Genomic DNA, 26,794 nt, shown 5'->3' on the forward strand with positions numbered 1-26,794 from the left:
CTTCAAATATAGGAATATTCCAGTTAGTGAGAATTATTTTTTTCATTAAAATCATTATTTTGATTTATTTTACACCATAATTAATTAAATATATAGAAAAATAATAACCACCACTTTAGATACCTACTATTCTACAAGCTCTTGGCAAGACGCTTGGCATAATAATTTCTCTTATTGATAGCTAACTCTTAAAAAGAATGTTATGAATGAAAAGTTTATGCAGGTATTAGGATGGGTAGCTACAGTCACTGCTATGGCGATGTACTTTTCTTATATTCCCCAAATCACACATAATTTAAACGGTGAAAAAGGCGATTGGCTCCAGCCATTGGTTGCGGCAATCAACTGTACCCTGTGGGTCACGTATGGATTTGTAAAGAAACCTAAAAAAGACTGGCCTATTGTAGTGGCCAATTCTCCGGGAATATTTTTTGGATTTTTCGCCTTTTTTACCGCATTATAATATCATAGATTTAACAGAATCCTCCCGAAAGCCTTCTGGTTTTGAAAAAAAAGTACCACAAAAATCACGATTTGTGGATGTATAGAACAAAACGGCATACGGTTTGGTAATACAAAAGCACCATCACTTTATAATATATTTTCATTTCTGAAAAATTTACATTTTAGCCTTTCGTATCCCGAAAGGCTTTTTTTGAAAACAAAGCAGATAAAAAAATTAAATATTATGATCTTAATCATAATAAAATTAAAATATATCACCTATCTTTGAATTGATAATCTTAGTGATGTCATCATCACACCTAAATCTTTTAACTTCCCTGATATGTGGGAAGTTTTTTTTTGATATTCATCCCGGAAAATATACTCTGTCAACAAGCATAGAATCTTGTACACTTAGTTTTTATTATTTTGAATCTGTTCCAGAATCTTTTTACCATTATCATTCTCCGGATTCAGTTCTAAAGATTTTTTATACATCTCAACCGATTTGTTCTTATCCCCTTCTTTTAAAAGTATTTCACCATAGCTGTCATAAACATTCCAGCTTTTAGGAAACAAATATACATTAAGCTTAAAAATTTCCAATGCCTCTTTGGGCTGATGGGCTGACAGCATTCGATAGGCCCAGTTGTTCAGTTCAAGTTCCTGCGGATTAAAATCCGGATTTTGCTTCTTCTCCTTCTTTACAAAATCTATTGCCTTTTCAAATCCGATTTTTTGAAGATTTTTTCTAAGATAAGTTAATGCATCAGCCTTAATAATATCTGGAATATAGCACCCGGCAATCTCTTCTATAAAATCCTCAGGCGTGCTGCCACCCAAATTAGTCAACACAATGACGGATAAACCATCATCCGGATACACCATCAGAGCAGATCTGTTTCCACCTGACATTCCTACGGCTTTATGATGCTTTCTAAGCTTTGCAATCCCCCAGCCTCTTACCCAGCCAGTAGGAGCTCCATTATTGAAGTGACCTGGTGACCACATCAAATTTAAAGTAGCAGGCTTTTCAAATAATTGTCCTTTTTGTAAAGCAATGATCCAGTTCCCAACATCTTCAGCTGTACTGTTAAGACCTCCAGCCGTACGGCTAAAATCTGGAAACTCATAATAATTATTAACTAACTTTTCCTCACCCATTTTTTTCCCGTCAAAAAAACTTCTGTAACTGTAAGACGGTGCATACTGAGGAATCACATCTCTTGAGTCTCCAAATAAAGTATGCTTCAAATGAATGGGTTCAAATTGTTTTTTTTCAAAAAAATCAGCAAACGGCTGGTTGGTAAGTTTTTCAATTATTTTTCCCAGTAAGTAATAATTGGTTTGATTATAGCGGAACTGCTCTCCTGTTTTAAAGTCAAGAGGAATCGTTTTAAGTTTTCCCCAAATAGCTTCTTCCGTCCGTAACGGTCCTATATTTCCGGTAACAGGATCAAAAAGCTGTAAAATATCTGGTAATCCGGAAATGTGAGTCAGCAACTGGTCAACAGTTACTTTCTGCCATTCTACAGGCAGGTCGCTTAAATAGGTATGAATGGGAGCATCCAACTTTATTTTACCCTGCTCAACGAGCTGCATAACGGCAACACCCGTAAAAATTTTCGTATTTGAATTAAGAGGAAAAATAGTCTTGCCTGTTACCGGAATACTATCCTGGACATTTGCCAATCCATAGGATTTATTCAAAACAATTTTACCATTTTGAACTACGGCAATCTGTACTCCCGGAATTCGCCTAAGCTTCATTTCCCTGTGAATGATTTCATCCACATCAGTATTGACATGCTGTGCAAAAGAAGAAGAAAAAAAGAGTAATGACACTAAAAGAGAGTACATTTTCATGGTATATATTTTACATATAAAACAACTGAAAATTAAATCTATTACATCCTGTCAATAGTTTAACACAATGTTGAAGTCTTCCCGATCCTTATATCCAGGCATTTCTTAAAGATTTTATCATCATTAAATAATGATAAAAAAAAAGTAAAAAAAAATCCCCGAATTGCTCCGGGGATAAAAACTAATAACCATGAAAACTCAAATTAAACATGAGTTGCTTCATGTATTGAAAAATCATGCCAAAAGTAGGTGATGACAAAAATACTTTCGGATATTTTTAAAAGTTATTATCTATTAAAAAAATCAGGATATGGTAATTATCGGGGGTAATAAATAAAAAAATCCTATAAAATGAGAAGTTAACGTATAATTATAAGGGATAAAATGCATAATGTCTTTATTTTCAATTGAACTATAAAAACCATATACTTCCTCTTTTTATGACGAATATCATGTTTGGCTTTATTTACTACCCTAGTATTCGTTAGAAACAGTTCCCTTTTTTGACTCAAAGGGTGAGAAAAATAAAAAGCCTCCTGACGGAGGCCTCAAAAAACACAAATGATGAAAAAAATTTTTATAATCTATATAAAACTATCGATCGTTTAATTCTATATTCAAAAGTATAACATTCAGTCTGTAAATTTTATGAGTTGAATCATAAAGCCCTTTTTTAACATATTTACCAGCAAAACCGGGGTTAAAATGTGGAGTTTACACCACACCCTTTAATTGATGCATCAAAATCTACATTGAAAAAAAATTCTGAAAATTAATTTTATTCGCTACTCTTTTCATTGTTTTTCGTCTAAAAAACATTCATTTATAGCATTTTAAAGACTTCCTAAACGATAAAAGATCTATACCTATAATCCATTATATAAGATCATTCTGTATCATAATGTTGTAATATAATAAAAATTTACCAAATATACCTTGATCCAGGTCATATTTTTAAACTATTTTATTTTATAGTTTTACATTAATATTTAATTCAATATAACGTGATAAAATTCTCTATACTTATAGCCAATTACAATAATGGGAGGTACTTTAGAGACTGTTATAACTCGTTGATTAGCCAGACCTATCAAAACTGGGAAGTTATAATTGTTGATGATGCATCTACCGATGACTCTGTAGAAGTTATTAAAACCATTATTAAAAATGACCCCCGTTTCAAGATGTATCGCAACGCCACTAATCAGGGCTGCGGATACACCAAAAGAGAATGCATGAAATATGCAGAAGGAGAAATATGTGCTTATCTGGACCCCGATGACGCTATTTATACAGATGCTCTGGAAAAGATAACACATGAATTTGTAAAAAATGATATTACGGCAGCCTATTCCCAAATGATGCTATGTGATGAAAATCTTATTCCAGATAAGGTATTTGCAAGTACAAAACAGATTTACAACAGCAGATTTTTTTTCAACTGCCCTACTCAGTTTGCCCATTTTTTCACCTTTAAAAAAGAAACTTATCTAAAAACTTCAGGCATCAATCCCCATTTGAAAAGCGCTGTAGATCAGGATCTATACCTAAAGATTCTTGAACACGGAAGCGTAAAATACATAAAAGAACCGCTTTATATGTACAGGCTGCACTCCAAAGGTATTTCCCAACAGAGTTCCAAACCAAGCGCCAAAGAATCTTTTGCTAAAGTCATCCATGATACGATGAAAAGAAGAGGAATCAGAAAGATCAACAACCAGACCGTTCCGGAAGTATATACTAACCCACAGGAAATCTATGAGCTCCTGAATTATCAGACACAAAAACTTCACCGGCTGATCAATAAAGTAAAGGTAACATTCAATATATAATATACATGGCTTCTCAATATCGAGAAGCCTTTTTTATTCGTTATATACGCTAGCAATCATGATCATAATGATTCGTAGGGGGCGTTTGTTCCCGTATGAATTCAAAAAAAAGACCTCCCATTCAGGAGGCCTAAAACACAAATGATGAAAAAAATCTGTTTAGAAAATTCTAAACAGAAATCCGTCGACACTGAATGTCTCACTATCTTTTTCTAGTATATTTTTTCCAGTACGGAAAATCATAGCTGTAGCACCAAAAGTCCGACTTACGATTTATTTTTTTCAGAATCAGACAACATCCAGAAATAGCAAGCATTGATAGAATAAATAAAATAATCATTTTTAGGATAAATGAATAGTCATAGACGTCCATAATTAATAGTTTTCAGTTTTTATAATGTTATATATTTAATAAAACGCAAAACAATGTGAATAAAACAAACTATATCTAAAATTCATTTTAAAAAAATCCTCTTTCGAAAATCTATATTATCCTTATTCTATCACAAAGTTTACTCTGCCCAGGTCACCGGAATATACACGGTAACATATCCATCTGCATCTACCTGAGCATCAGATATCGTTCCCGTTACAGATCCATAACCTGTCCAGCCTCCCTGTCCCTGCATCGCAGAAAACGTATATGTTCCTGCAGGGATTCCTTCATAATACCCTGGAAGCGTCTGAAAACCTCCGCTGTAATAGGTATCATAAACCTCTCCTGTTACCGTATTCTCAGCCAGAAAGCTTCCGACATCATGATTACCCGAGAGCATCTTGGTTCCGTCCAAAGCAATAAGGCCAAACCTTACTTTATAAGTTTTCGTTTTTGAAACTTCTTTAGAGGTTCCGGAATGAGCCTGCGGCTGAGTATCTGCCATGATTTCGTCATTAGAACATGATACAGCCATAACCGACAGAGCTACAAAAGCCATTGTTTTAAAAATTGATATTTTCATATGAAAGTAATTTGGTATTCCAAAAGTAACCAATTCATATGAACTGAATAAAAACACTTAATGAACTAAAAATTACATTCCGCAACCGCGGCTGGAAGCACAAACAACCCTCTACGAATTATCCATGAAAAACAAATTTTATCTTAAAATATAAGATTTTAACATTCCTTAACTAAATGTTGGCTTCATAATTGAGAATATATAGATAGTTGCCGCCGTTTTGGCTAAAACTACTTATTAAAATTTGAATTATGAGAAAGATAGTATTAGCAGGTTTTTTATCAGTCTTTTTAATGACGGCCTGCAAAAAAGACGACAGAACAGCTGAAAAATCACTGGAAGAACAAAAACTGGAATTCCAGGCCAGACAACTTGATATAGAAAAGCAGAAGCTGGCTATTGAAAAAGAAAAATTGGTATACGAGGCACAGAAAAAAGTCGACAGCATCTCAGAAAGCAAAAAAGCCCAGGCAGCTGCTGTCAGCAATTCAAAACCTAAAGTTATAAGAGAAACGAGAACAGTATATAGAGACCGGGGATCCAACTCCAACTCAGGAGGCGGAACGTATGCAGACAATGGAAACAGTTCGTCACAAGGAACAACCCAAAAGAAAAAAGGATGGAGTAAAGCCGCCAAAGGAACGGCTATCGGTGCAGTAGGAGGTGCCGCTGTCGGAGCTATTGTAGCTAAGAAAAACAGAGGTTTGGGTGCCGTGATTGGCGGTGTAGTTGGTGGTGCAACAGGTTATACGATCGGTAGAGCCGGGGACAGAAAAGACGGAAGAGTTCAACCCCGTAATTAATATTTTTCACGATACCATTTAAAGATTGCTTATTTTTAGGCAATCTTTTTTTATGATACTACTTTTACTTTCTTCGGTCTTCATTCTTTCGGTCCTTTTGGGTTGGGGAAAGATCATGGAAAGTATTTTCGGGAATTTGTTTCGTGGAATTTCGGGACTTATTTTAGCTGGGATATTAGGCCTTAGTCTGATCTGGACTGTTTTTGCCTTTTTCATTCCTATCAATCTTTATGTAGAGGTTCCTTTTGTTGTAGCAGGTATTTTGTTTTTCTTCAAAAAGAAGCTTTACCTCGATTTGTATCGGTTCTCGAAAAAAGATTCGGTTTTAATTGGCAGTATTTCACTTGTCATCTTATATGGCAGTTCCTTCTATCCTTATATATTAGATCATTTCGGATACTATGTTCCTACGATCAAATGGCTTACAGAATATGGCCTGGTGAAAGGTATTTCCAACCTGGATCTTACATTGGGGCAGATGTCGGTCTGGCATATTTTCCAGGCTGGATTTTCTGGTTTTTCAGACCCTTTTTTAAGGATGAATGCTATTTTACTCATTATTTATACCCTTTATATTTTTGAAAGAAAAAGCTGGGTTCAGCTATCTTTCATTCCGGTGCTTTTGCTCTTTTCACAGTCGCCAAGCCCTGATTTACCTGTCATCACTTTATCCCTGATTATTTTAAATGAGCTCATAACAGGCAATAAAAATATCACCCTCCTTTGGGCCTATGCTGTTTTTATTTTTTCTATAAAGCCTACCATGATCTGGCTCCCATTACTGATATTCCTTTCTTCAGGGCTTGTTTCCAAACCTAATTATAAACATACCTTCTTCGGAATTCTTATCCTTTTATTATTCTTTATCAAAAATATATGGACGTTTGGTTATCCTATATTTCCAGTAGCTATCGGCGATCTTGGCATCAGCTGGAAACCCAATCCGGAAGTACTGAAAATTTCTTCAGAATATGCTATTCAGAAAACATATGATATGCAGTACACTTATGAGGAAATTCAAAAATTTTCACCTTATGATGCTGTCAGAAACTGGTTTTCGCTGGAAGGAATAAAATCAAAAATTAATATCCTCTTTATTTCAGGTTTGGCTATATTTTCAGTTTTCGCTTTTATCAAAAAGAAAAAAATTGTCACGCTGATCTGTATTTCCTTGTGGATAAAAAGTCTATTGGTATTGGCGTTTTCTGCGCAGTATCGTTTTTTTATTGATGTATTTTTTGTGATCTTTTTTGTTCTGTTCATTCATTTGAGTAAAAAAACGTCACTCCTATTCTTCACTTCACTAAGTTTATTTATCATAGCATCTCTAAGTTTTCCAAACATTATCCGTCAATATATTCCGAGTTTCAGGCCAGGAAATTTTATGGTGGGATTGAAAAAAGAACAGCTGTACCAACCGTCGACTTACCATTACAACCAATTTAAAACATTCCAAACCGGAAACTTAAAATTCAATATATCAAAAGATTACCCTTTTAATTTTGACACTCCGATTCCTGCCATTTCATCCGGATATGTTATTGAAAATATACAGTCAGGAATTTTCCCTCAGTATATTGATCCCAAAAACGTAAAAAAAGGAGTGATCTGGAAAAAACTGAGCCCACTGGAAAAAACGGAAGCAGAGAACATTATCAATACTATCAAACATACTGATCAATAGAACAAATCCAGAAACTTTAATATCTGAAGAAAAATAGGTAATTTTGTAATATGTTCAACACATTAGGTAATCTTCTCAGTCTTACAACATTTGGAGAAAGTCACGGCGTGGCTTACGGCGGTATCATTAATAATTTTCCGGCAGGATTAACGGTAGATTTCGATAAAATTCAATATGAATTGGATCGTAGAAAGCCAGGCCAGTCTGCGATTGTCACTCAACGGAAAGAAAGCGACACGGTAAAGTTCCTTTCCGGGATCTTTGAGGGAAAAACAACAGGTACCCCAATCGGTTTTATTATCGAAAATGAAAATCAGAAGTCTAAGGATTATGATCACATTGCTGATTCATATCGTCCAAGTCATGCAGATTTCACTTATGACCAGAAATTTGGAATAAGGGACTATCGCGGGGGCGGAAAATCTTCAGCAAGGGAAACGATTAACTGGGTCGTTGCAGGGGCTTTAGCTAAACAGCTTTTGTCCGGCATCGAGATCAATGCTTATGTTTCTTCCGTAGGTGATATTTTCTGTGAAAAACCATATCAGGCACTCGATTTTTCCAAAACGGAAAGTAATGATGTACGTTGTCCGGATGCTGAAACGGCCGAAAAAATGATCGAAAGAATCAAAGAGATCAAAAAAGAAGGCAATACGATTGGCGGAACCGTTACCTGCGTCATTAAAAATGTTCCTGTAGGAATCGGAGAACCTATATTTTCAAAGCTTCAGGCTGAATTGGGTAAAGCGATGCTGAACATCAATGCATGCAAGGGATTTGAGTATGGAAGCGGTTTCTGTGGCGCTAAAATGACAGGAAAGGAGCACAATGATGCCTTTAATACAGATTTTACCACAAAATCAAATCTTTCAGGAGGGATACAGGGAGGCATTTCCAATGGAATGGATATTTATTTCCGGGCCGCATTCAAACCTGTAGCGACTATTTTAAGACCTCAGGACAGTGTGGACAAATATGGTAACCCGGTCATCGTTGAAGGAAAGGGACGCCACGATCCATGTGTAGTACCAAGAGCAGTTCCTGTTGTGGAAAGCTTAGCGGCATTTGTGCTGGCTGATCTGTTTTTGATCAACAAAACAAGAAACATCAATAATTTTTAATATAAATATTTTTAGTAATGAAAAATTACTGGGATCAGGGGATTTCTTTTGAAGAATATCTGCGCATCGGAAAAGAAAGGTTAGAAAATCCTTCCAACCAACAGGAAATCGAATATCAACAATACTACGAACTTGGGCTTCAGAGAATGGACAGAACGCTGAAAAAGTATGTTCCGGACGAAGAACAGCTCAAAGAATTGGCATCCAAAAATTTTGACGGAAAGATTTTGATCATTTCAGAAGCATGGTGTGGTGATGCAAGTGCTACCGTTCCTGCACTTGTCAAATTTTTTGAAGGACACAATGAGGTCAGAGTTTTCCTCAGAGACAGTGATAAAAGTTTAATCAGCCAATATCTGACCAACGGTACAGAATCTATTCCCAAGGTAATTATTCTGGACAAAGATTTCAATGTAAAAAATTCCTGGGGTCCGCGTCCGAAATTCGGACATGAATTATTAATGAAACATAAAGCAGATCCTGAAGCTTATCCAAAAGATAATTTTTATAACGACCTTCAACTCTATTATGCTAAAAACAGAGGAAAAGATGCAGTGGAAGAAATTTTAGAACTATTATAAGCATTCATCGAATTCCAAACGGCAGAAAATAACAGTAAAGATTTACGTATGAAAAAGAATATCATTTATCTTGTCCTCATCATTATTATCGGTGTGATCGCTTTTGTTCCGGGAGTAAAAGAGTACCTGAAAGACCAGTTCTTTCCGATCGCGACCATTGAAAATGCCGTTCATGTAAGCGAAGAAGATTATGACATTGAGCTGAAAGGAATCAATGTACCGAATACCAATCTTAAAGCTTTTAAGAATAAACCTGTTTTCCTGAATTTCTGGGGAACATGGTGCCCACCTTGCAGAAAAGAATGGCCTACCATTCAGAAGTTATATGATTCCAGAAAAGGAAATGTAGATTTTGTCCTGATCGCAATGAATGATAAAGAGGATGCCGTCATAAAATTTTTAAAGGAAAATAATTATACGGTTCCTGTCTATATTGCCCAAAGTCCTATTTCCGAAAAAATTCTTCCGAAAGTATTCCCGACGACTTTCCTGATAGATCAGCACGGAAGAATCATCATCAAGGAGGATGCCTACAGAGATTGGAACACAGAGACTGTGCATCAGTTCATTGACAATATCATCAAGTAATTTTTTTTAACTAAATTTTATAGTTTATTGGTATAAAATTTGCGAAATTTACTATGTTGAAAATTTATTAAAACTAAACACAAAATGAAATATTCAAAATTGAATCTTGCAAAAGAAGCCATCAGCCACAAAGGTTTCGTAAAAAAAATTCCTGATATTTTCAGAATGGTCAAATTATGGCGAAGAGGAGAATACCCGATGAGATCCATTGATATTATCCTTCCACTTTTGGGAATTCTTTATGTCATCTCTCCTATTGACCTGTTGCCGGAGTTTGCGGTACCTGTTTTAGGGGTTATGGATGACCTGGCAGTATTGTCACTAACGATTCCAAAGCTTATTAAAGAAGTCGATAAGTTCTTGTTATGGGAAGCGGAACAAAGGCTGAGCGGAACTAAAATCATTGATGCAGAAATTGTAAAATAATACTTTACAGAAATATTTTTAAACCATCCTGAACATTTCGGGATGGTTTTTTATTGACAAATGGGTGATAAATTTTTAAGCCTTATTTCAAATCCTTAAATTTGCAGTATCTAATAAAAAATAATGGAAAGTAAAAAAGAATTTTTCTTAGAGTGCTACAAACTGGGCATCATCAAATTCGGAAGATTTACCTTAAAAAGTGGTATCGAAAGTCCGTTCTATGTAGACCTGAGACCATTGGCTTCAGATCCCAAAATTTTAAAAAATCTGGCTAATTATTTACTGGAAATGCTTCCTCTGGATAATTTTGATTTGATTTGTGGTGTACCTTATGCAGCGCTTCCGATGGCTACTGCAATGTCTTTGGAAAGCTATATTCCATTAATTATTAAAAGAAAAGAAGCAAAAAGCTACGGAACGAAAAAACTGATCGAAGGAATTTATCAGAAAGGACAGAACTGTCTTTTGGTAGAAGACGTTATCACTTCAGGAAAATCTCTGATAGAAACTATTGCAGAAGTTGAACAAGAAGATCTGAAAGTAGCGGATATCGTCGTGGTTCTTGACAGAGAACAGGGCGGAAAACAACTGCTTGAAAGCAAAGGATACAGAGTACACACGCTTTTCAATATCTCAGAAGTATGTACTATTCTTCAGGAAACCGGAGAGTTGTCTGACGAAGAAGTAAAAAGAATTCAGGATTTTCTGAAAGGAAATCATATTCAGTTTGAAGAAAAGACAAGAAGCTCTTACGAACAAAAACTACAGCAAACCCAGCACTCGGTTTCTAAAAAATTACTGGAAACAGCGCTGGCAAAAAAATCAAACCTGATTGCTTCCGCAGATGTGACCACAACACAGGAACTCCTTGCTCTTGCTGAAAAAGTAGGTCCTCATGTAATTGCATTGAAAACGCATATAGATATCATTTCAGATTTTGACTACGAAAAAACAATTGTTCCCTTAAAAGCGTTGGCTGAAAAACATCAGTTTTTATTGATGGAAGACAGAAAGTTTGCTGATATTGGAAATACCCAGGAACTGCAGTTTACCAGCGGTGTGTTTAAAATTACCGATTGGGCAGATTTCGTAACATCGCAGGTGATCGGAGGCTTCGAATCTTTAGACTGTTTTAAAAATGTAGGGGTTGTCGCTATTGTGGGAATGTCTTCTAAAGGTGCACTGACAACTTCCAGCTATCGTGAAGAAGCTTTAAAGGTAGCCTTATCACATCCGAATGTAATCGGAGGGGTATCTCAGAATCAGATTCCTGAAGATCTTCTGCTTTTCACCCCAGGTGTAAATCTTGCAGATTCAGGAGATGGAAAAGGACAACAATACAATACTCCTGACCATGTTTTTAAAATGCTTCACACGGATTTCATCATTGTAGGAAGAGGAATTTACAAATCTGAAGATCCGGAAACGGCTGCCGTTACCTATAAGAATGAAGGCTGGAATGCATATGTTAATTCTTTGCAAAAAAACACGGTTCAGGGCTAAAATCCTGCTGAATATATTCAAAATAAGTTTATATTTGGGCTTTATCACAGGATATTGAAAAAGATCACCACTTGCCTTGTTTTGTTTTGGGGAATTGTACAGGTTTCCGGGCAGAAGGACAGCATATATATTGAAGCTAAATTATCTGCCGACAGAAAAACGCTGGAGGTTAATCAGGAAATTGTGTATTACAATCATTCCGACAAAGACCTGCAGTCTGTAAAGCTTCTCAATTGGGTTTCTGCTTACAATAAAAGAGGAACATCTCTGGTCTACAGAAAACTGGAAGACAGAAGTACTGATTTGCATTTTGCCAAACCAGACCAGCTTGGTAAGCTCCTTGATTTACAGGTTATAAACCCGGCAGACCAGTTTGTGCCCGTGAGTTCAATTTCAGATGAGAATCTTTTTCTTCCTCTGACAAAGGCCTTAAAGCCTGGTGAAAGGATTACCCTACAGCTTCATTACAGCCTACAACTTCCCGACAAGAAGTTTACGGGATACGGTACATCTGATAAAACGACAGCATTAAAATATTTCTTTATTGTTCCGGATCATTTTGATCCGGACAATATTTCCAAAAGAAATTATCACGACATTGAAGAGTCCGTAAGTTTCAATACTTTCTGGACCATTAATTTCGATCTTCCACCCAACATTTTTATCGAAGGTAATCTCCCGCAAACTCAAATGAATGCATTTAAAGGGTATCTTGATTCTGATCCTGAGTTTGTCATCTCACAGAATGGACTTCCTTCCATAAAAGTCAACGTGGATGGCGAAGATACCGAGATCAAATTCGGATATAATCTGAAACCGGAAGAAAAACAGAATCTTGAATTCTATCTTCCTTTGCATTTAAAATTCATTAAAGAAAAAATAGGTTTCCTCCCTAAAAATCTTTTTATTTCTGAGAAGTTCAGATCTACGGAAGATTTTTTCGGAAACAATGATATTACCTTCTTGAAGTTCAGATTTCAGTTATTCACGGATGCTGAAAAAACAGACCTCGATTACTTTGGGATCATCACGAAAAAAATTCTGGACGAAAGCATTATTGCCGATAAGCAAAACCACCACTGGTTTAAAAACGGTTTAAAATCGTACATGGAAATCCAGTATATTCAAAAATTCTATAAAGAATCCAAACTATTGGGTACTCTGCCTGAGACTAAAATTTTCGGGGTAAAGCCTTTGAAGTTATTCCATGCTTCCAAGGTCAAACTTATTGACCGTTATGGATTAGCTTATCAATACATCATGTCTCAGAACCTGGATCAGAAAATCAGCGAAAATTTTACGGTTTTAAGCAATTTCAATGATATGGCTGTCAGTAGTTTTGAAACCGGAAGTCTTTTCAATTATACGGCAGAAAAAATGGGGTATAATGATTTCAACAACATCCTGAAAGATTATATTTCTAAAAATACAGACCGAAAGATTGATCCGGAAGACTTTTTGAAAGAGCTGGCTGAAAAAAACAAGAGTTCAAGCTATCTCTCCGATTTCTTAAAACAAAAGAACAGGGTCAATTTCAAATTAAAAAATATAAAAAAAGAGGAAGACTCTTTAACGATCAAAATTGGAAAGAATACAGATACGTCCATACCTGTACGGCTGGAAACGGAAACAAGTGAAGGTGAAAAAAAATCTTACTGGATAGAAACAGGAGCGCATGAAAAGATCACCAATTTTGTTCTTCCGGCTTCGGAAGACATTCATAAAGTCACGCTTAACAGTGATTATATTTTTCCCGAATCTAAATACAGGGATAACTTTTTATACGCTAAAGGTCTGTTTTCGAATACAAAAAAAATTAAATTTAAACTTATAAAGGATATTCCCAATCCTGAATACAACGAAATATACATCAGCCCAAGGGTCCGTTTCAACAATACCTACGATAAATTCCTTTTGGGTGTGAATTTAAAGAATCAATCTTTCTTTGATCAGAAATTTCTGTATTCATTCACCCCCACTTACAGTACCGGAACAGGAAAATTAACAGGTTCAGGAGCGATCTCCTACTCTTTTCTTCCGGCAGAAAGTATTTTCAGGAGTATTACTTTTGGAGTATCGGGTTCTTATTTCCATTATGACTATGGATTGGCCTACAGGAAAGGTTCTATATTTTCTAATTTTAATTTCAGAAAAAATCCACGGAGTACAGTCAGCAGAAGCCTTGGATTCTCCTATAATTATCTGGAAAGAGATTTGAGTCCCAGAATGGTTGCCAACAAAGACTATGGTAAGTATAACTTGTGGACAGCAGGGTATGGCTATAGTGACAGTCAGATGATCCATGAAAAAAGCTTAAGCTTGAGCACACAAGGCATGGAAGATTTCAATAAAATAACGGCTGAAGGATTTTACAGATGGGAATTCGCTCCAAAACAAAAATTAAGCGTTAGGTTGTTCGCAGGTTATTTTGTGAGAAATGATACCCGGAATAATATGTTTAATTACGGAATTTCAAGAGTGTCCAATTATTCTTTCTCCTACAATCTTTTGGGTGAAAGTGCCAACAGCGGTCTTCTATCCCAACAATTTATTCTGGCTGACGGAGGTTTTAAATCTTTTATTCCGGGATCTGTCAATCAGTGGATCACGTCATTTAATGTTGACTCAAGTGTGTGGAAAATATTTCATGTTTATGCGGATGCCGGAATTTATAAAAATAAAGACCGTCCTGCAGAATTTATCTGGGATAGTGGTATCAAAGTAAGATTGATTCCTGATTTTCTGGAAGTCTATTTTCCGATACAATCATCCTTAGGTTTTGAACCTTCTTTTAAGGATTATGCAAAACGCATCAGGTATACTTTGGTTCTCAATCTTGGTGCAGTCATCAATGCAGCCAGAAGAGGATGGTATTAAATAAAAAAAGCAACTGTACAAATTACAGCTGCTTCTATTAACATGTTATATTGAAAACTAACTTTAAAATTCTTTTGACAATAAATCTTGATTCTCTTATTCAAACTGAAATCTCGAATCAATACCTATTTACATTCAATAGACATCAAAAAGGGTACCACAAAAGTAAAATAATCAAGGAATAACCTCTAAAATAAAATATAATTCATATTATTCAAATATTGTGTACGATATTTAAATAGAACTATGAATAGATCAGATCAATAATATAAAAAAGCTCCGGCCATTTCTACGAAATGGCCGGAGCTTGTATTATTAAAAAAACTAAAATTAGTCTTTTAGAATCTTCTGAGATACAGGCTCATTGTTCACCGTTCCTGTTACGATGTAGTTTCCTTTTGCTAGTTCAGCAACGTTGACAGTTCCGTTTTGTTGAACAGAAGCAGACTTCACTACTTGTCCGAACATATTGTACACTTTCACATCCTTCACATCAGTTCCGAAAGTAATTTCGTCACTTTTCACGAAAGTATTTTTTACAAAGTTTCCAGCTTTTGCAGCTTTAACATCTGAAACAGCTAGTGATCCTGAAGTTGAATTTTTAGGAGTTGGAGCCCCTGCAACAAAATCTGTAGCATTATTATTAGTATCACCCGCTACTCTTGCAATTGAAGTTGTATTTGATGGTGGTGGAGCAGCAGCTCCTTCAAATGCATTGGCAGTACTTCCATATCCTAAAAAGTCAAGAACATTTGAACTTGTAGCGGATGTTGGGGCCGTACTATTACTAGTAAGAGCAATTTTACCTGCACTTCCAGACAAGTTAATAGTACCTATAGCATCAGGTGTTGGTAAATCTCCACCTGCAGTACCCACACTTCCTTCTTGTAGTAAATAAGTTTGTCCAGGAGCTAAGGTTATACTTGGCAAAGCATGATTGCTGTTACCTCCATTAAAATTACCTGTCGCAGAAGCATACTGTAAATAAGCACCATTCAAAGTAACTGAAGTGGAACCAATATTTTTTAACTCTACAAAATCATATTTATATAATATAGCAGCATTACTACCGCCTCCAGCTCCGTAGATCTCATTAATTACAATCTGAGCATTCATAAATGCCGTTGCGGAAATTAATCCTAAAATAGTAAAGATTTTTTTCATTATAAAAAGTTTTAAATTTATGGGGTAAAAGTACAAAAAAACCGTCATTATTTTAAAATGACGGTATATAATTAACAATTAATTAAAATTAGCTTTTCAAAATCTTCTCGGAAACCGCATTACCATTAACATTTCCTGTTACAATATAAATCCCTTTCTGAAGATCTATTACATTTAATACTCCGTTTTCGTTCACAGAAGCAGATTTAATTAACCTTCCGTTTAAATTAAAAATTTTGATGTCGGATTTTACTCCGAAACAGATTTCATGATCTACTGAAGTATTTTTAATAAACTTCTTTGAAGATGCTTTGGTATCATTAACTGCAAGAGCGCCCTGAACTACCAGTTTGATGTCATCAATAAAGAATCTCCTTCCACCTGCTGCTGAGGCAAATCTAAGTTTCGTTGATGCTGTCCCCCCAATAATATTCACGGTATAAGTAGAAAATGCAGAGTTAGTCAATGTAAAACTACTGGTACCATTGATGCTGCCTCCTCCAGAGATCGTCACCGTTAATGAGGTATTGTCAGTACCGAATCCTGCAGCTCTGAAAGTTAGAGTGGCATTGCCTGCAAGTCCTGTTAAAGCTGGTGTAATGACTGAACCTGCTGTACTGCCAGATCCAGCTTTAATACATTGTGATGCTCCGCCTGCCCCTGCAAATACCCAACCTGCTGTTGTGTAGGTACCAAGCGATTTTGTTCCCACATTTCCAGTCCAGGAATCATCATTTCCTCCTGTTCCGTCTAAATCATCAAACGTTGCATTGAAAACTGTAGTTTGTGCTAATGTTACAACAGCAAATAGTACTGTAGCAACTAACGAATAAAATTTTTTCATAACTGTAAAATTTAATTTTTAATAATTTACACCGCAAAATTACCAGTCTTTTTCAGGGATTTACAATAATTAGATTAATTTTCTGTTAATAATCCTAAACTCACTTCCGTTAACATTTTTTAGCTATTTTTACGAATTATTTTGGAACGCTTGCGCAATTTTTTTCTTCTGATCGGTTTATTTTTCATGGGCATATTTTCGGCTCATGCACAAATATTTTCGTGGAAAAATCCGAATATACCACAAGACAGTGTTAAAAAGGACAGCATTCTCGCAGCCCGTTTTGAACAGGACATTTTCGCAAAAGATACACTGGACTTTGTAAGGACCAATAACAAAATAATCGTAGATGAAGCCGTACTTGTAAGGAATGACAAGAAAAGATTTTTGGGTGAACTGAACTCTAAAGGTTCCATTATTAGAGGAATTACTTTCGGTAATAATCAAGGACAATCTGTACAGAGTTCTATGGATCTTCAGATCTCCGGACGACTTTCCAAAGATGTTACTATTTTGGCCAGTATTTCGGATCACAATCTCCCTATCCAGGCGGATGGATATACCCAGACTCTGGAAGAATTCGACAAGATTTACATGCAGCTTAATATCAAGGACAAATCGATCCTCAGAGCCGGACATCTGGATCTTGTAGAATCTAAAAATTATTTCGCAAAATTCCAGAGACGAAGCATGGGTCTTGAATTTCAGACGGAATTCGGAAAGGATAACAAAACTTTTGTAGATGTTTCCATGGGAGTCGCACGAAGTGAATTCCACAGAGTCCGTTTTCAGGGGGTGGAAGGTAACCAGGGGCCTTACCGTTTAACAGGTAAAAACGGTGAACAGTTCATCACTCTTATTTCAGGCTCTGAACAGGTTTTTATTGACGGTATTCTGATGAAGCGTGGCGAGAACCAGGACTACATCATCAACTACAATACTGGAGAGGTAACCTTCACCAGTTTCAGACCTATTTTCCAGCAAAATTTCATCACCATTTCCTATAACTACACGAATAGAAATTACTCCCGATATTTATTTACCGGAAAAGTTGAGCATCAAAGGGAAAAGTTTAAAGTAGGATTAAATTGGTTCATGGAAAATGACAACAAAAATGCTCCGCTTTCTTTAAATCTTTCCAAGGAAGATGAGCAGATTCTGGCCGATGCCGGAAATGATCCCAATCTCATGTATGCTCCATCAGGTGTAGTGACTGCATATGACGTGAATAAAATTTTATACCGATTAAATCCTGCCGGGAATTTCTACGAATTCTCTACGGATCAAAATGAAACACTTTATCAGGTTTCCTTCACGTATTTCGGCATTAATCAGGGAGATTATAAAATTACCCAGACGACCAACAACGGCCGTGTATTTGAGTATGTAGGAAATAATATGGGAGATTATAAAGCCGTACGAAAACTTCCTTCACCTCAGAAATCCCAGGTATATTCAGTGAATTCTGAATATCTTTTAAAGGAAGGAAAAATAGGAGCCGATTTCTCCCTTAGCAACTATGATTTAAACCTGTTTTCATCAAAAGATGCAGCTCAAAATATCGGATATGCATGGCGTGTTTTCGGAAATAAAACATTCACAAAAAGCAAGTGGAAAGGTACTCCAAGTTTTGAATATCAATATATAGATAAACAATTTCATATTCTGGACCGTATCAATGATGTGGAATTCTCGAGAGACTTTAACCTGGTACAGGAATTCAGCCAGAGAACCCAAAACAGGTTTACATTCAGCTTTTTAAATAAATGGAATAATAAATCCAATATCAATTACAGAATCAATTATCTTGATGAACAGGACACTTACAAAGGGATAAAAAATGATCTGGACTTTGGATGGATCACAGGGAAGTTCTTTACAAAAGGAAATTTATCCTACCTTAATACCAACGCCACGCTTCAGGACACCAAATTTATCAGAGGAGGTGTTTCTACTGAGTTTACAGGCAAAAAAGGAAGCTGGGCTCTTGGGGGAAGTATGGAACATAATGAGAAGAAGTACAATGATACACAACTCATGGATGTGACCAGCTTCAGCTGGAAAGAAATCTTTGTACAGAAAAAAATAGGCGACAGTACCCGCACAAAATTGCTTGCCAAGGTCTATATGAGAGACAATGACTCTGTACGAAACAACAGACTGGAGAATATGAATAATATTCTGGGGATTATGGCTGAAAGTCAGATTATTAAAACTGATAAAACGACTTTAAATGCTTTAATACATTACAGAAAATTCTTCTATCAAAATAATGAAGCCGATATGACTCGAAATAATGATTTCGTAGTTGGAAATATTCTTTACAATCAACAATTATTTAGAAATGGAATGCGTCTCCAGGCATTTTACGAACTTGGAAACGGGCAGGAAGCCCAAAGAGAGTTCCAGTACCTTAAAGTGACAGATGGACAAGGGGTGTACAAGTGGACCGATTATAACGGAGACGGCATCCAGCAGCTCGACGAATTTGAAATTGCAGAGTACTCGGACTTAGCTCAATACATCAGGATCTATACCAATTCTGTGCGGTATATTCCTTCCAACAAAAATAAAATACAGCTGGCATTGTTTGTCAATCCCTCGATTATTTTCAATTCTGAAAATAAATTTTTAAAACGATGGAATTTTAATGTTTCACTCAATTCACAAAACTCATTCTATAAAAAAGATAAGGTCCTGGTATTGAATCCATTTGAAAAAAACAGCGACCAGATCCTTAAAAATCAAAATATTTTAGCTTCCGTACAATTTAATCCAACTGAAAAATCCGGATGGAATGGGAATTACCGTTTTATTTCTAATGATAACCTGATCAATGCTAATTTCAGTAACGAAGAAAGACAGCAGACATCTCATTTTGTCAATGTTGGATACTGGTTTAATAAAGAATTCAGGGTCGACTGGGAAAACTCTGTCCATGAGCTTAAAAACTCATCTCAGTTATTTGCAACAAGAGATTATCTTCTTAATAACATGGAAACCAAACCGAAGGCTACCTATAAATTTACCGATGCCATTCAGGCGGAACTTTCATCAGCGTACCGTCAGAAAAAGAGAATGGATGGAGAAGAATTATTAAAAGCTTTTGATATCACAGGGACAATTCAGTGGGAACGCAAAAAAACGTCAATCAGAGGAAATTTCTCTTTCATCAATAATAATTTTACAGGAAACAATTTCAGTATTGTAGGCAACCAGATGCTGGACGGCCTGAAGCCGGGGAAAAACCAGGTATGGAGTGTTTTCATTCAACAAGCCATCAATTCTTTCCTTCAGCTCAACCTCAATTACGAAGGAAGAAACTCGGGAGACCGAACGATTCATATCGGAAGTATGCAGGTAAAGGCGAGTTTCTAATTGAGTTGGAGGGATGAGGGTATGAAAGTGGGAGTTAATGAATGGTTGAAAAATTTCACCGAAAGTCTAATATTTCTGATCTCATGTCTGAAATCTGACGTCTTCTATCTGAGATCAAAGCTCTTTTCCCACATAGACAGGTAACATTTACAACGATAGATATTATCATACTCCCGAATGTTTAGAATTTCGTAAATTTGCCACATGGTAAAAATAGGCAATATAGAACTGCCGGAATTTCCGCTTTTGCTGGCTCCGATGGAAGATGTAAGTGATCCTCCGTTCAGACGTCTGTGCAAGATGCATGGAGCCGATCTGATGTATTCAGAATTTATTTCTTCCGAAGGCTTAATCCGTGATGCGATGAAAAGCCGCAAGAAGCTGGATATTTTCGATTATGAAAGACCGGTTGGTATCCAGATTTTTGGTGGAGATGAGGAAGCAATGGCAATGTCTGCAAGAATTGTAGAAACGGTAAATCCGGATCTGGTAGACATTAATTTCGGATGCCCGGTGAAAAAAGTAGTGTGCAAAGGAGCAGGAGCGGGAGTTCTTAAGGATATTGACCTTATGGTACGCCTTACCAAAGCTGTGGTAACCTCTACTCATTTGCCTGTAACCGTAAAAACCCGTTTGGGATGGGACAGCAACAGCATCAATATTGATGAAGTGGCAGAACGTTTGCAGGAAACTGGAATTAAAGCTTTAACCATACATGCAAGAACCCGCGGACAAATGTACAAAGGGGAAGCAGATTGGGAACACATTTCCAGAATTAAACAAAATCCGAATATAGAGATTCCTATTTTTGGAAACGGTGATATCGATTCTCCGGAAAAAGCTCTTGCCTACAAACAAAAATACGCTTGTGACGGAATTATGATCGGTCGTGCCGCCATTGGGTATCCATGGATTTTTAACGAGATTAAACATTTCTTCGAAACAGGTGAACACCTTCCTGAACCCGGTATTTCAGATCGTTTGCTAGCTGTTCGCCAGCACGCGGAATGGAGTGCGGAATGGAAAGGAGAAAAGTTGGGACTTATCGAAATGAGACAGCATTACAGCAATTACTTCCGTGGTGTTCCTCACTTCAAAGAATTCAGAAAAAAATTCCTTGAGGTATTTACTTTGGAAGAAATGGATGTGCTGATCAATGAAACACAGAAGTTCTACGAAGAATATCAGGCACAGATATAAATAAAAAAACCATCAAAATTTGATGGTTTTTTTATTTTAGTATCCCTTTGATGAGGATTCATTTTTAATCAATGCCAGTGCGGAGGACGTTCCGATTCTTTTCACTCCCATGCTGATCATTTTTTCAGCATCTTCCGGAGTTCTTACCCCTCCGGCTGCTTTTACAGAAAGCTGGCCGGCATGATCCAGCATAATCTTTATGCCTTCAAACGTAGCTCCATTCGGTTTTCCACCTTCGGTTTTGTAAAAGCCTGTAGAAGATTTGACAAAAATGTTTGGAAAATCGCTTTCTGAGAAATTCTCTTTTGCCCAGGTTGAAATATGTTTTGTTATACCAGCGATTTGCTCATCTGTCAGTGCAGCAATTTCAATAATCCACTTCACTACTTTCTGATGCTTAAGGCCAAGCTGAGTACATTTTACAAACTCGTCTTTCACCAGCTCCAGATCTCCGTTCAGATAAGCGCTGTAATTAATAACAAAATCCAGTTCATCGGCTCCGTCTTCAATTGCTTTTGAAGCTTCCGCAAGCTTTTCATCAATGGAATAGGTTCCTTCATGAAAACCTATTACGGTTCCTACCGCAACATTTGAACCTTTTTCCTGAATATACTTTTTGATATCAGCAACATAATCCGGACGGATCATGACGGCAAAGATGCTATGATCGATAGCTTCCTGTGTCAGTTCTTTATCTAATTGTAATGTTTCTTCGTTTGAAATACCGGACTGTGCGGGCGTTTTCAAATAGGTTGAATCCAAATATTGGGCAATGTTCATAATCGTTATACTTTCAGTTGTCTGTAAATACCTTGTTCCAAAGATATGAAAGTTTCTGTTCTTGTGACCCCTTTTAGCTTCTGAAGTTTGCTAAGAATCTGCATCAGATGGTCATTATCTTTGCAAAGAACTTTCAGGAATATGGTATAATTTCCTGTGGTGTAATGAGCTTCTACTACCTCATTGACATCCTGAAGAGATTTTACAACATCCGGATAATGACTGGGCTGGTCCAAAAACATACCGATATACGAAATCACCTTATACCCTATTTTTTTAGGATTAAGAAATGAAATAGAGTTTTCAATAACTCCGGCGTGTTCGAGTTTTTTGATCCTTTGATGTACTGCTGTTGTGGAAATCCCTACATTTTTTGAAATGTGGGCTAATGATGTCTTGGCATTATCCATAAGCATGTAAATGATCTCTTTGTCAATTGAGTCTAAATGATAACTTGTGTTGCTTGAATTCTTCATTTTCTACTTTTAATATTTATGTTTTTGTTTCCTCAAATTTTACAAAAACCGGAAAGTGATCGCTATATCCGCCCAAATACCGTGTACCGGCATAGGTTCGGAAGGGTCGGCCTTCAAAATTTTTTACTCGGCTGCTTAATTTTTCAGAATTAAAAATCTGGGCATTCTGAAAATTCAAAATATCGTTATCAAAAAGAGATTTTGACAGGATAATCTGATCATAAAGCAAACCTGACTTATAATGAAAAGTAGAATAATTTCTTGTATAGAACAACTCTTGAAAAGGATTTACCAATACCTTCTCATGATCATTGTCATAGAGAATTTTTACTAAATTTTCATCATCCGGGTTTTCGTTAAAATCACCGCACAATATTACATGCTCCTTTTTTTCACGCACAATTTCCAAAATCCGTGAACGGATTTCATTAAGGATAAAGTCTCTTTTGGGCTTATTAACGTCTTTTTCTCGCTTAGAGGGAAGATGGGCGACAAAAACATTAATAACAGTTCCTTTATATTTAATTTTAGAAAATAGTACGTCTCGGGTTGTGTCGTAATTTTCTGTGTTTTTTTTATTTATAATTTCAAAAAAGAAAGTAATAGTTTCTGAATCTATAATTGATACTTTGCTTTTATCATATAGCAGGGCTACATCTACCTTTCTCTCATCCATTGAATTGTAATGCACAATTCCATATTCTGAATTAAAAGGCTCCATTTCCACCAAGTCTTCCAAAACTTTCCTTCCGGAAACTTCAGACAGCCCGATTAAAAATGGGAGAACTCCATTTTCCTCCTTCATCAACTGAAAAACATGTGAAATTTTAAAAAGCTTATTTCTATATCTTTTTTCATCCCAGTTTCTCAATCCCGATTGGGTTGGGTCTAATCTGTGAACAGGCTTCGGATCAGGTAAAAATAAGTTTTCGACATTGTAAAAAGAGAACATCTCCATTTGCACAAATTGCTATCTTAAATTATCACTTTCTTTTTCCGTTGTAAATTTATTGTTTTTTTTCAAATTTCGTTAATTTATTTATAATATTTTTAGATTAAACTTATACAATAAATATAACTTATTAACTAAAAAACATCAACAAGAAAGCTATTATACAACAAAATTATTAAGTATTTGAAATTATCTCTCTATAAGATAGAATTAAAACAATCCATAATTTTCAAATTAACATGAATAAATTCATATTCAAGATAACAAAATAATTAATAAATTAAGCCTGATTGATTCTTCTATCAATTCTTATTCCGTTTTAATTTCAATATCCTGAGAATGTGAAAAAAAATTCACAAGAACAGATTTACCTGTTATTTTTATAGCAAATCCGGACGCTTTTCCTGTGTAATTCTTATCGCTTCATCGTGACGCCATTCTTCAATAAGTGCAAAATTTCCGCTCAGCAAAACTTTTGGAACTTCTAAGCCTTTATACACCTCAGGTCTTGTATAAATAGGCGGCGAAAGAAGGTCATCCTGAAAACTATCCGTAAGCGCACTCTGCTCATCATTCAGGACACCCGGCACGAGTCTTATAATGGAATCTGCCAGAACACAGGCTGCCAGCTCTCCTCCTGTCAGTACATAATCACCAATAGAAATTTCTTTAGTAATATGAAGATCGCGCAATCTCTGATCGATGCCTTTGTAATGTCCACAAAGAAAAATCAGGTTATTTTTAATGGAAAGCGTATTGGCTATTTTTTGATTTAACGTAACGCCATCCGGTGTCAGATAAATAACTTCGTCATATTCTCTTTGAGATTTAAGTTCTGAAATACACTTATCGATGGGTTCTATCATCATCACCATTCCGGCTCCGCCTCCATAAGGTTCATCGTCGATCTGTCTGTGCTTATTAATGGCCCAGTCTCTCAGCTGGTGAAAGTGAACTTCTACCAAACCTTTATCCATTGATCTTCTTAAAATAGAAGTCTGAAACGGACTTTCCATCAATTCAGGAAGTACGCTTATAATGTCAATTCTCATTGTAATGTTCCGTTTTTCTTATTCGGTGAAATAATTAATCTCAGAGAAGAATCTTTGTTGAAATAGCTCCACATCCAGTTGAAAAAGACAGCGAGCTTATTTCTTACACTCAGGATGAGCATCAGGTGAAGGAACATCCAGAAATACCAGGCCAGGAATCCCTGAAATTTGATAAACGGAAGATCTACCACCGCTCTGTGCTTTCCGATAGTGGCCAGTGACCCCTGATCTTTGTACTCATACTCTCTCCATTCACTTTCATTCTTCTTCAGAAAATTTTTACCTAAATTTTTTGCTTGATTAATGGCTACATTGGCTACCTGTGGATGTCCCTGCGGATACTTTGGAGTTTCCATATAGGCAATATCTCCCACAGCATAAATATTATTGTACCCTTTTATTTTATTAAATCTATCTACTATATATCTGTTTCTTACCAGCTTTTCTGCAGGAAATCCTTCTACCACATTTCCTGTAACTCCTGCAGCCCAGATCACATTATTGGACGGTATTTCTTTACCACTCTTCATGAATACTTTGTTGCCATCATATTCTGTAACGACCTCACCACTTAAGAAAGTTACCCCAAGGTCTTTAAGATATTTTTCAGATTTTTCCTGGGCCTCACTGCTCATGACAGCCAGTGGTTTTTCAGTGGAACTTACTAAAATAATCTTAAGATGATCGAAATTCATGTAGGGATAATCACGCGGAAGGATTTCTTTTTTCATTTCAGCAAAGGCTCCTGCCAGCTCTACTCCGGTAGGTCCGCTGCCTACAATAACGATATTCCAGTTACCATCATCACTTCTGCTCTTTTCAAGAATCAGTTTTTCAAAAGTCATCAGTACATGATTCCTGATGCTGATCGCTTCTTGGGTATTTTTCATCCCGAAAGCTCTGGATTCCATTTCTTTATTTCCAAAGAAATTCGTTTTACATCCTGTAGCAATGATCAGTTTGTCATAGGTAAATTCCGCTCCGTCCGTGATGACTCTGTTATGAACAGGATCAATCTCTTTTACCTCGGTAAGACGAAATTGGGTATTTCTGGATTGCTGAAAAATCTTCCGGAAAGGAAAGGAAATGTTGGAAGGTTCTATCCTCCCGCAGGCCACCTGATAAAAAAGCGGCTGAAACATATGATGATTCACCCGGTCCAGAACGATTACTTTTTTGTTCTTGTTATTTAATGTTTTTGCAAGCTGCAGCCCCGCAAATCCTCCTCCAATAATGATGATTTTTTCGCGTGTTTCCATAATACACAAATTTACTGATTTTATTTAGCATTTAGTAGTGAAAAAAGTTAGTTTTGCAAAACTTTATGACACCCAGAAAGTACACCAAAAAAACTGCCAAAAAAGTACATGAGAATCGTCGGAAGAATTATTTTTTCCGGAGAAAAGTCATATTGGGTATTTTAATTCTGGCTTTAATAGGGACCGGATTCTATCTGAAGCAGTCTATCAGCTATTATTACGCGCTTTACTTTAATAAATTCAGCCATAAAAAACTTCACAACAGCGAAGCAGAAACTTTAAGAATCCAGAAAATCCTCAGTGCCAATCTTGATAAAACATATGGATTCGATGTTTCCCACTATCAGAACAAAGAAGATATCAAATGGGACAGTTTAAGCATCGGGAATAAAACAATCCCGCTTGAGTTTGTCGTGATGCGTGCCACCATGGGAAACCGAAATGCGGACAAACATTTTAATGAATTCTGGGAAAAAGCTCATGAACATCACCTGATCCGTGGAGCCTACCATTTTTACAGAGCCGATGAAGATCCTGTCATCCAGGCCAATAATTTTCTGGATAATGTAAAACTGGAAAGCGGAGATCTTCCACCCATTTTGGATATCGAAAAAATCCCAAAAAGAAAGACAAACAAAAAATTGATTGAGGATCTAAAAGTATGGTGCAAGATCGTAGAAGAAACATACGGTGAAAAACCTATCATTTATACCTATTATCATTATTACAAAGATTTTCTGAAAGGAGAATTTGATGATTATCCGTTATGGCTGGCTAACTATAATGACGTACCTTCTCCCACTCCCGAAGGCAGCTGGGATTTCTGGCAGTTTACAGAAAACGGCATTGTTCACGGTATTAATACCAAAGTAGATCTTGATGTCTACAATGGAAATTCATGGTCTTTGAAAAGACTGACCCTAGACTAAGGCCGGAAGAGAAAAACCGGATCATGGAACTACTGCAGCCAGTCTTAGATATGCACTTCCTTCCCTCTTCCATCCC

22 protein-coding genes are annotated in these 26,794 nt (G+C 36.3%); 13 read left to right on the plus strand and 9 right to left on the minus strand.

Going from position 1 to position 26,794, the window contains the following annotated elements; all coding sequences use genetic code 11:
* Positions 1 to 202: 202 nt before the first annotated feature.
* Positions 203 to 463 carry a SemiSWEET family transporter gene (locus tag BW964_RS15335; RefSeq protein WP_076508467.1) on the plus strand — a complete coding sequence of 87 codons (261 nt, stop codon included), beginning with the start codon at positions 203 to 205 and terminating at the stop codon, positions 461 to 463.
* Between the two features lie 395 nt (positions 464 to 858).
* Here BW964_RS15335 and BW964_RS15340 read toward each other — a convergent pair whose 3' ends face one another.
* Positions 859 to 2,310 carry a serine hydrolase gene (locus tag BW964_RS15340; protein ID WP_076508469.1) on the minus strand — a complete coding sequence of 484 codons (1,452 nt, stop codon included), beginning with the start codon at positions 2,308 to 2,310 and terminating at the stop codon, positions 859 to 861.
* Between the two features lie 1,004 nt (positions 2,311 to 3,314).
* On the opposite strand from BW964_RS15340, the gene BW964_RS15345 reads away from it, so the two are divergent.
* Positions 3,315 to 4,142, plus strand: a complete 828-nt coding sequence (locus BW964_RS15345; protein WP_084175916.1) for a glycosyltransferase family 2 protein — start codon at positions 3,315 to 3,317, stop codon at positions 4,140 to 4,142.
* Between the two features lie 512 nt (positions 4,143 to 4,654).
* Here BW964_RS15345 and BW964_RS15350 read toward each other — a convergent pair.
* Positions 4,655 to 5,101 carry a hypothetical protein gene (locus BW964_RS15350; protein ID WP_076508470.1) on the minus strand — a complete coding sequence of 149 codons (447 nt, stop codon included), beginning with the start codon at positions 5,099 to 5,101 and terminating at the stop codon, positions 4,655 to 4,657.
* 251 nt (positions 5,102 to 5,352) lie between these two features.
* Here BW964_RS15350 and BW964_RS15355 point away from each other — a divergent pair, with 251 nt between their 5' ends.
* The 8 genes from BW964_RS15355 (at position 5,353) to BW964_RS15390 (ending at position 14,684) form a co-directional block, all read left to right on the plus strand.
* Positions 5,353 to 5,904 (plus strand): glycine zipper domain-containing protein, encoded by a 552-nt coding sequence (locus tag BW964_RS15355; protein WP_076508472.1) that lies wholly within the window; start codon positions 5,353 to 5,355, stop codon positions 5,902 to 5,904.
* Positions 5,905 to 5,956: 52 nt separating this feature from the next.
* A complete protein-coding gene (locus tag BW964_RS15360; protein ID WP_076508473.1) occupies positions 5,957 to 7,588 on the plus strand; it encodes an LIC_10190 family membrane protein in 1,632 nt (543 codons plus the stop codon).
* Positions 7,589 to 7,638: 50 nt separating this feature from the next.
* A complete protein-coding gene (gene aroC, locus BW964_RS15365) occupies positions 7,639 to 8,709 on the plus strand; it encodes a chorismate synthase (protein WP_076508475.1) in 1,071 nt (356 codons plus the stop codon).
* A gap of 17 nt (positions 8,710 to 8,726) precedes the next feature.
* On the plus strand, positions 8,727 to 9,290 hold the full coding sequence (locus tag BW964_RS15370) for a thioredoxin family protein (protein WP_076508476.1): 564 nt from the start codon (positions 8,727 to 8,729) through the stop codon (positions 9,288 to 9,290).
* Positions 9,291 to 9,338: 48 nt separating this feature from the next.
* Positions 9,339 to 9,878, plus strand: a complete 540-nt coding sequence (locus tag BW964_RS15375) for a TlpA family protein disulfide reductase (protein ID WP_076508478.1) — start codon at positions 9,339 to 9,341, stop codon at positions 9,876 to 9,878.
* 84 nt (positions 9,879 to 9,962) lie between these two features.
* A complete protein-coding gene (locus BW964_RS15380; RefSeq protein ID WP_073334454.1) occupies positions 9,963 to 10,304 on the plus strand; it encodes a YkvA family protein in 342 nt (113 codons plus the stop codon).
* 123 nt (positions 10,305 to 10,427) lie between these two features.
* The gene (gene pyrF / locus BW964_RS15385; RefSeq protein ID WP_076508479.1) at positions 10,428 to 11,807 is read left to right on the plus strand and encodes an orotidine-5'-phosphate decarboxylase; all 1,380 of its coding nucleotides are present in this window, start codon (positions 10,428 to 10,430) and stop codon (positions 11,805 to 11,807) included.
* A gap of 54 nt (positions 11,808 to 11,861) precedes the next feature.
* Entirely contained in the window at positions 11,862 to 14,684 is a 2,823-nt protein-coding gene (locus BW964_RS15390; protein WP_228431967.1) for a gluzincin family metallopeptidase, read from the plus strand.
* Between the two features lie 330 nt (positions 14,685 to 15,014).
* Here BW964_RS15390 and BW964_RS15395 read toward each other — a convergent pair whose 3' ends face one another.
* Entirely contained in the window at positions 15,015 to 15,848 is an 834-nt protein-coding gene (locus BW964_RS15395; protein ID WP_076508482.1) for a lamin tail domain-containing protein, read from the minus strand.
* A gap of 88 nt (positions 15,849 to 15,936) precedes the next feature.
* Complete coding sequence (locus BW964_RS15400; protein ID WP_076508484.1) at positions 15,937 to 16,692, minus strand: T9SS-dependent surface endonuclease, AS87_RS02955 family; 756 nt, start codon at positions 16,690 to 16,692, stop codon at positions 15,937 to 15,939.
* A gap of 186 nt (positions 16,693 to 16,878) precedes the next feature.
* Here BW964_RS15400 and BW964_RS15405 point away from each other — a divergent pair, with 186 nt between their 5' ends.
* The gene (locus BW964_RS15405; protein ID WP_076508486.1) at positions 16,879 to 20,070 is read left to right on the plus strand and encodes a hypothetical protein; all 3,192 of its coding nucleotides are present in this window, start codon (positions 16,879 to 16,881) and stop codon (positions 20,068 to 20,070) included.
* Between the two features lie 204 nt (positions 20,071 to 20,274).
* Positions 20,275 to 21,270: a tRNA dihydrouridine synthase DusB gene (gene dusB, locus BW964_RS15410; protein WP_076508487.1), complete on the plus strand. Its 996-nt coding sequence runs from the start codon at positions 20,275 to 20,277 to the stop codon at positions 21,268 to 21,270.
* A gap of 36 nt (positions 21,271 to 21,306) precedes the next feature.
* Here the strand turns inward: dusB and deoC are convergent, their stop codons facing one another.
* The 5 genes from deoC to BW964_RS15435 form a co-directional block, all read right to left on the minus strand.
* Complete coding sequence (deoC, locus tag BW964_RS15415) at positions 21,307 to 22,050, minus strand: deoxyribose-phosphate aldolase (protein WP_394333903.1); 744 nt, start codon at positions 22,048 to 22,050, stop codon at positions 21,307 to 21,309.
* Positions 22,051 to 22,055: 5 nt separating this feature from the next.
* Positions 22,056 to 22,526 (minus strand): Lrp/AsnC ligand binding domain-containing protein, encoded by a 471-nt coding sequence (locus BW964_RS15420; protein WP_073334366.1) that lies wholly within the window; start codon positions 22,524 to 22,526, stop codon positions 22,056 to 22,058.
* Between the two features lie 16 nt (positions 22,527 to 22,542).
* The gene (locus BW964_RS15425; RefSeq protein WP_076508491.1) at positions 22,543 to 23,484 is read right to left on the minus strand and encodes an endonuclease/exonuclease/phosphatase family protein; all 942 of its coding nucleotides are present in this window, start codon (positions 23,482 to 23,484) and stop codon (positions 22,543 to 22,545) included.
* A gap of 374 nt (positions 23,485 to 23,858) precedes the next feature.
* Complete coding sequence (gene trmD, locus BW964_RS15430) at positions 23,859 to 24,530, minus strand: tRNA (guanosine(37)-N1)-methyltransferase TrmD (RefSeq protein ID WP_076508492.1); 672 nt, start codon at positions 24,528 to 24,530, stop codon at positions 23,859 to 23,861.
* Positions 24,527 to 25,789: an NAD(P)/FAD-dependent oxidoreductase gene (locus BW964_RS15435; protein WP_076508494.1), complete on the minus strand. Its 1,263-nt coding sequence runs from the start codon at positions 25,787 to 25,789 to the stop codon at positions 24,527 to 24,529. The genes trmD and BW964_RS15435 overlap by 4 nt, the downstream gene beginning before the upstream one ends.
* A gap of 65 nt (positions 25,790 to 25,854) precedes the next feature.
* Between BW964_RS15435 and BW964_RS15440 the strand changes: the two genes are divergently transcribed.
* On the plus strand, positions 25,855 to 26,718 hold the full coding sequence (locus tag BW964_RS15440) for a glycoside hydrolase family 25 protein (RefSeq protein ID WP_076508495.1): 864 nt from the start codon (positions 25,855 to 25,857) through the stop codon (positions 26,716 to 26,718).
* Positions 26,719 to 26,794: the final 76 nt, after the last annotated feature.

Origin of the sequence: Chryseobacterium shigense, assembly GCF_900156575.1 — a bacterium.
In the GTDB taxonomy this organism is placed as follows: domain Bacteria; phylum Bacteroidota; class Bacteroidia; order Flavobacteriales; family Weeksellaceae; genus Chryseobacterium; species Chryseobacterium shigense.

Excerpts from the sequence above, each read along its gene's own strand:
- BW964_RS15335 (WP_076508467.1), top strand. The coding sequence starts at position 203 with ATGAATGAAAAGTTTATGCAGGTATTAGGATGGGTAGCTACAGTCACT.
- BW964_RS15340 (WP_076508469.1), bottom strand. The coding sequence starts at position 2,310 with ATGAAAATGTACTCTCTTTTAGTGTCATTACTCTTTTTTTCTTCTTCT.
- BW964_RS15350 (WP_076508470.1), bottom strand. The coding sequence starts at position 5,101 with ATGAAAATATCAATTTTTAAAACAATGGCTTTTGTAGCTCTGTCGGTT.
- BW964_RS15355 (WP_076508472.1), top strand. The coding sequence starts at position 5,353 with ATGAGAAAGATAGTATTAGCAGGTTTTTTATCAGTCTTTTTAATGACG.
- BW964_RS15360 (WP_076508473.1), top strand. The coding sequence starts at position 5,957 with ATGATACTACTTTTACTTTCTTCGGTCTTCATTCTTTCGGTCCTTTTG.
- aroC (WP_076508475.1), top strand. The coding sequence starts at position 7,639 with ATGTTCAACACATTAGGTAATCTTCTCAGTCTTACAACATTTGGAGAA.
- BW964_RS15370 (WP_076508476.1), top strand. The coding sequence starts at position 8,727 with ATGAAAAATTACTGGGATCAGGGGATTTCTTTTGAAGAATATCTGCGC.
- BW964_RS15375 (WP_076508478.1), top strand. The coding sequence starts at position 9,339 with ATGAAAAAGAATATCATTTATCTTGTCCTCATCATTATTATCGGTGTG.
- BW964_RS15380 (WP_073334454.1), top strand. The coding sequence starts at position 9,963 with ATGAAATATTCAAAATTGAATCTTGCAAAAGAAGCCATCAGCCACAAA.
- pyrF (WP_076508479.1), top strand. The coding sequence starts at position 10,428 with ATGGAAAGTAAAAAAGAATTTTTCTTAGAGTGCTACAAACTGGGCATC.
- BW964_RS15395 (WP_076508482.1), bottom strand. The coding sequence starts at position 15,848 with ATGAAAAAAATCTTTACTATTTTAGGATTAATTTCCGCAACGGCATTT.
- BW964_RS15400 (WP_076508484.1), bottom strand. The coding sequence starts at position 16,692 with ATGAAAAAATTTTATTCGTTAGTTGCTACAGTACTATTTGCTGTTGTA.
- BW964_RS15405 (WP_076508486.1), top strand. The coding sequence starts at position 16,879 with ATGGGCATATTTTCGGCTCATGCACAAATATTTTCGTGGAAAAATCCG.
- dusB (WP_076508487.1), top strand. The coding sequence starts at position 20,275 with ATGGTAAAAATAGGCAATATAGAACTGCCGGAATTTCCGCTTTTGCTG.
- deoC (WP_394333903.1), bottom strand. The coding sequence starts at position 22,050 with ATGAACATTGCCCAATATTTGGATTCAACCTATTTGAAAACGCCCGCA.
- BW964_RS15420 (WP_073334366.1), bottom strand. The coding sequence starts at position 22,526 with ATGAAGAATTCAAGCAACACAAGTTATCATTTAGACTCAATTGACAAA.
- BW964_RS15425 (WP_076508491.1), bottom strand. The coding sequence starts at position 23,484 with ATGGAGATGTTCTCTTTTTACAATGTCGAAAACTTATTTTTACCTGAT.
- trmD (WP_076508492.1), bottom strand. The coding sequence starts at position 24,530 with ATGAGAATTGACATTATAAGCGTACTTCCTGAATTGATGGAAAGTCCG.
- BW964_RS15435 (WP_076508494.1), bottom strand. The coding sequence starts at position 25,789 with ATGGAAACACGCGAAAAAATCATCATTATTGGAGGAGGATTTGCGGGG.
- BW964_RS15440 (WP_076508495.1), top strand. The coding sequence starts at position 25,855 with ATGACACCCAGAAAGTACACCAAAAAAACTGCCAAAAAAGTACATGAG.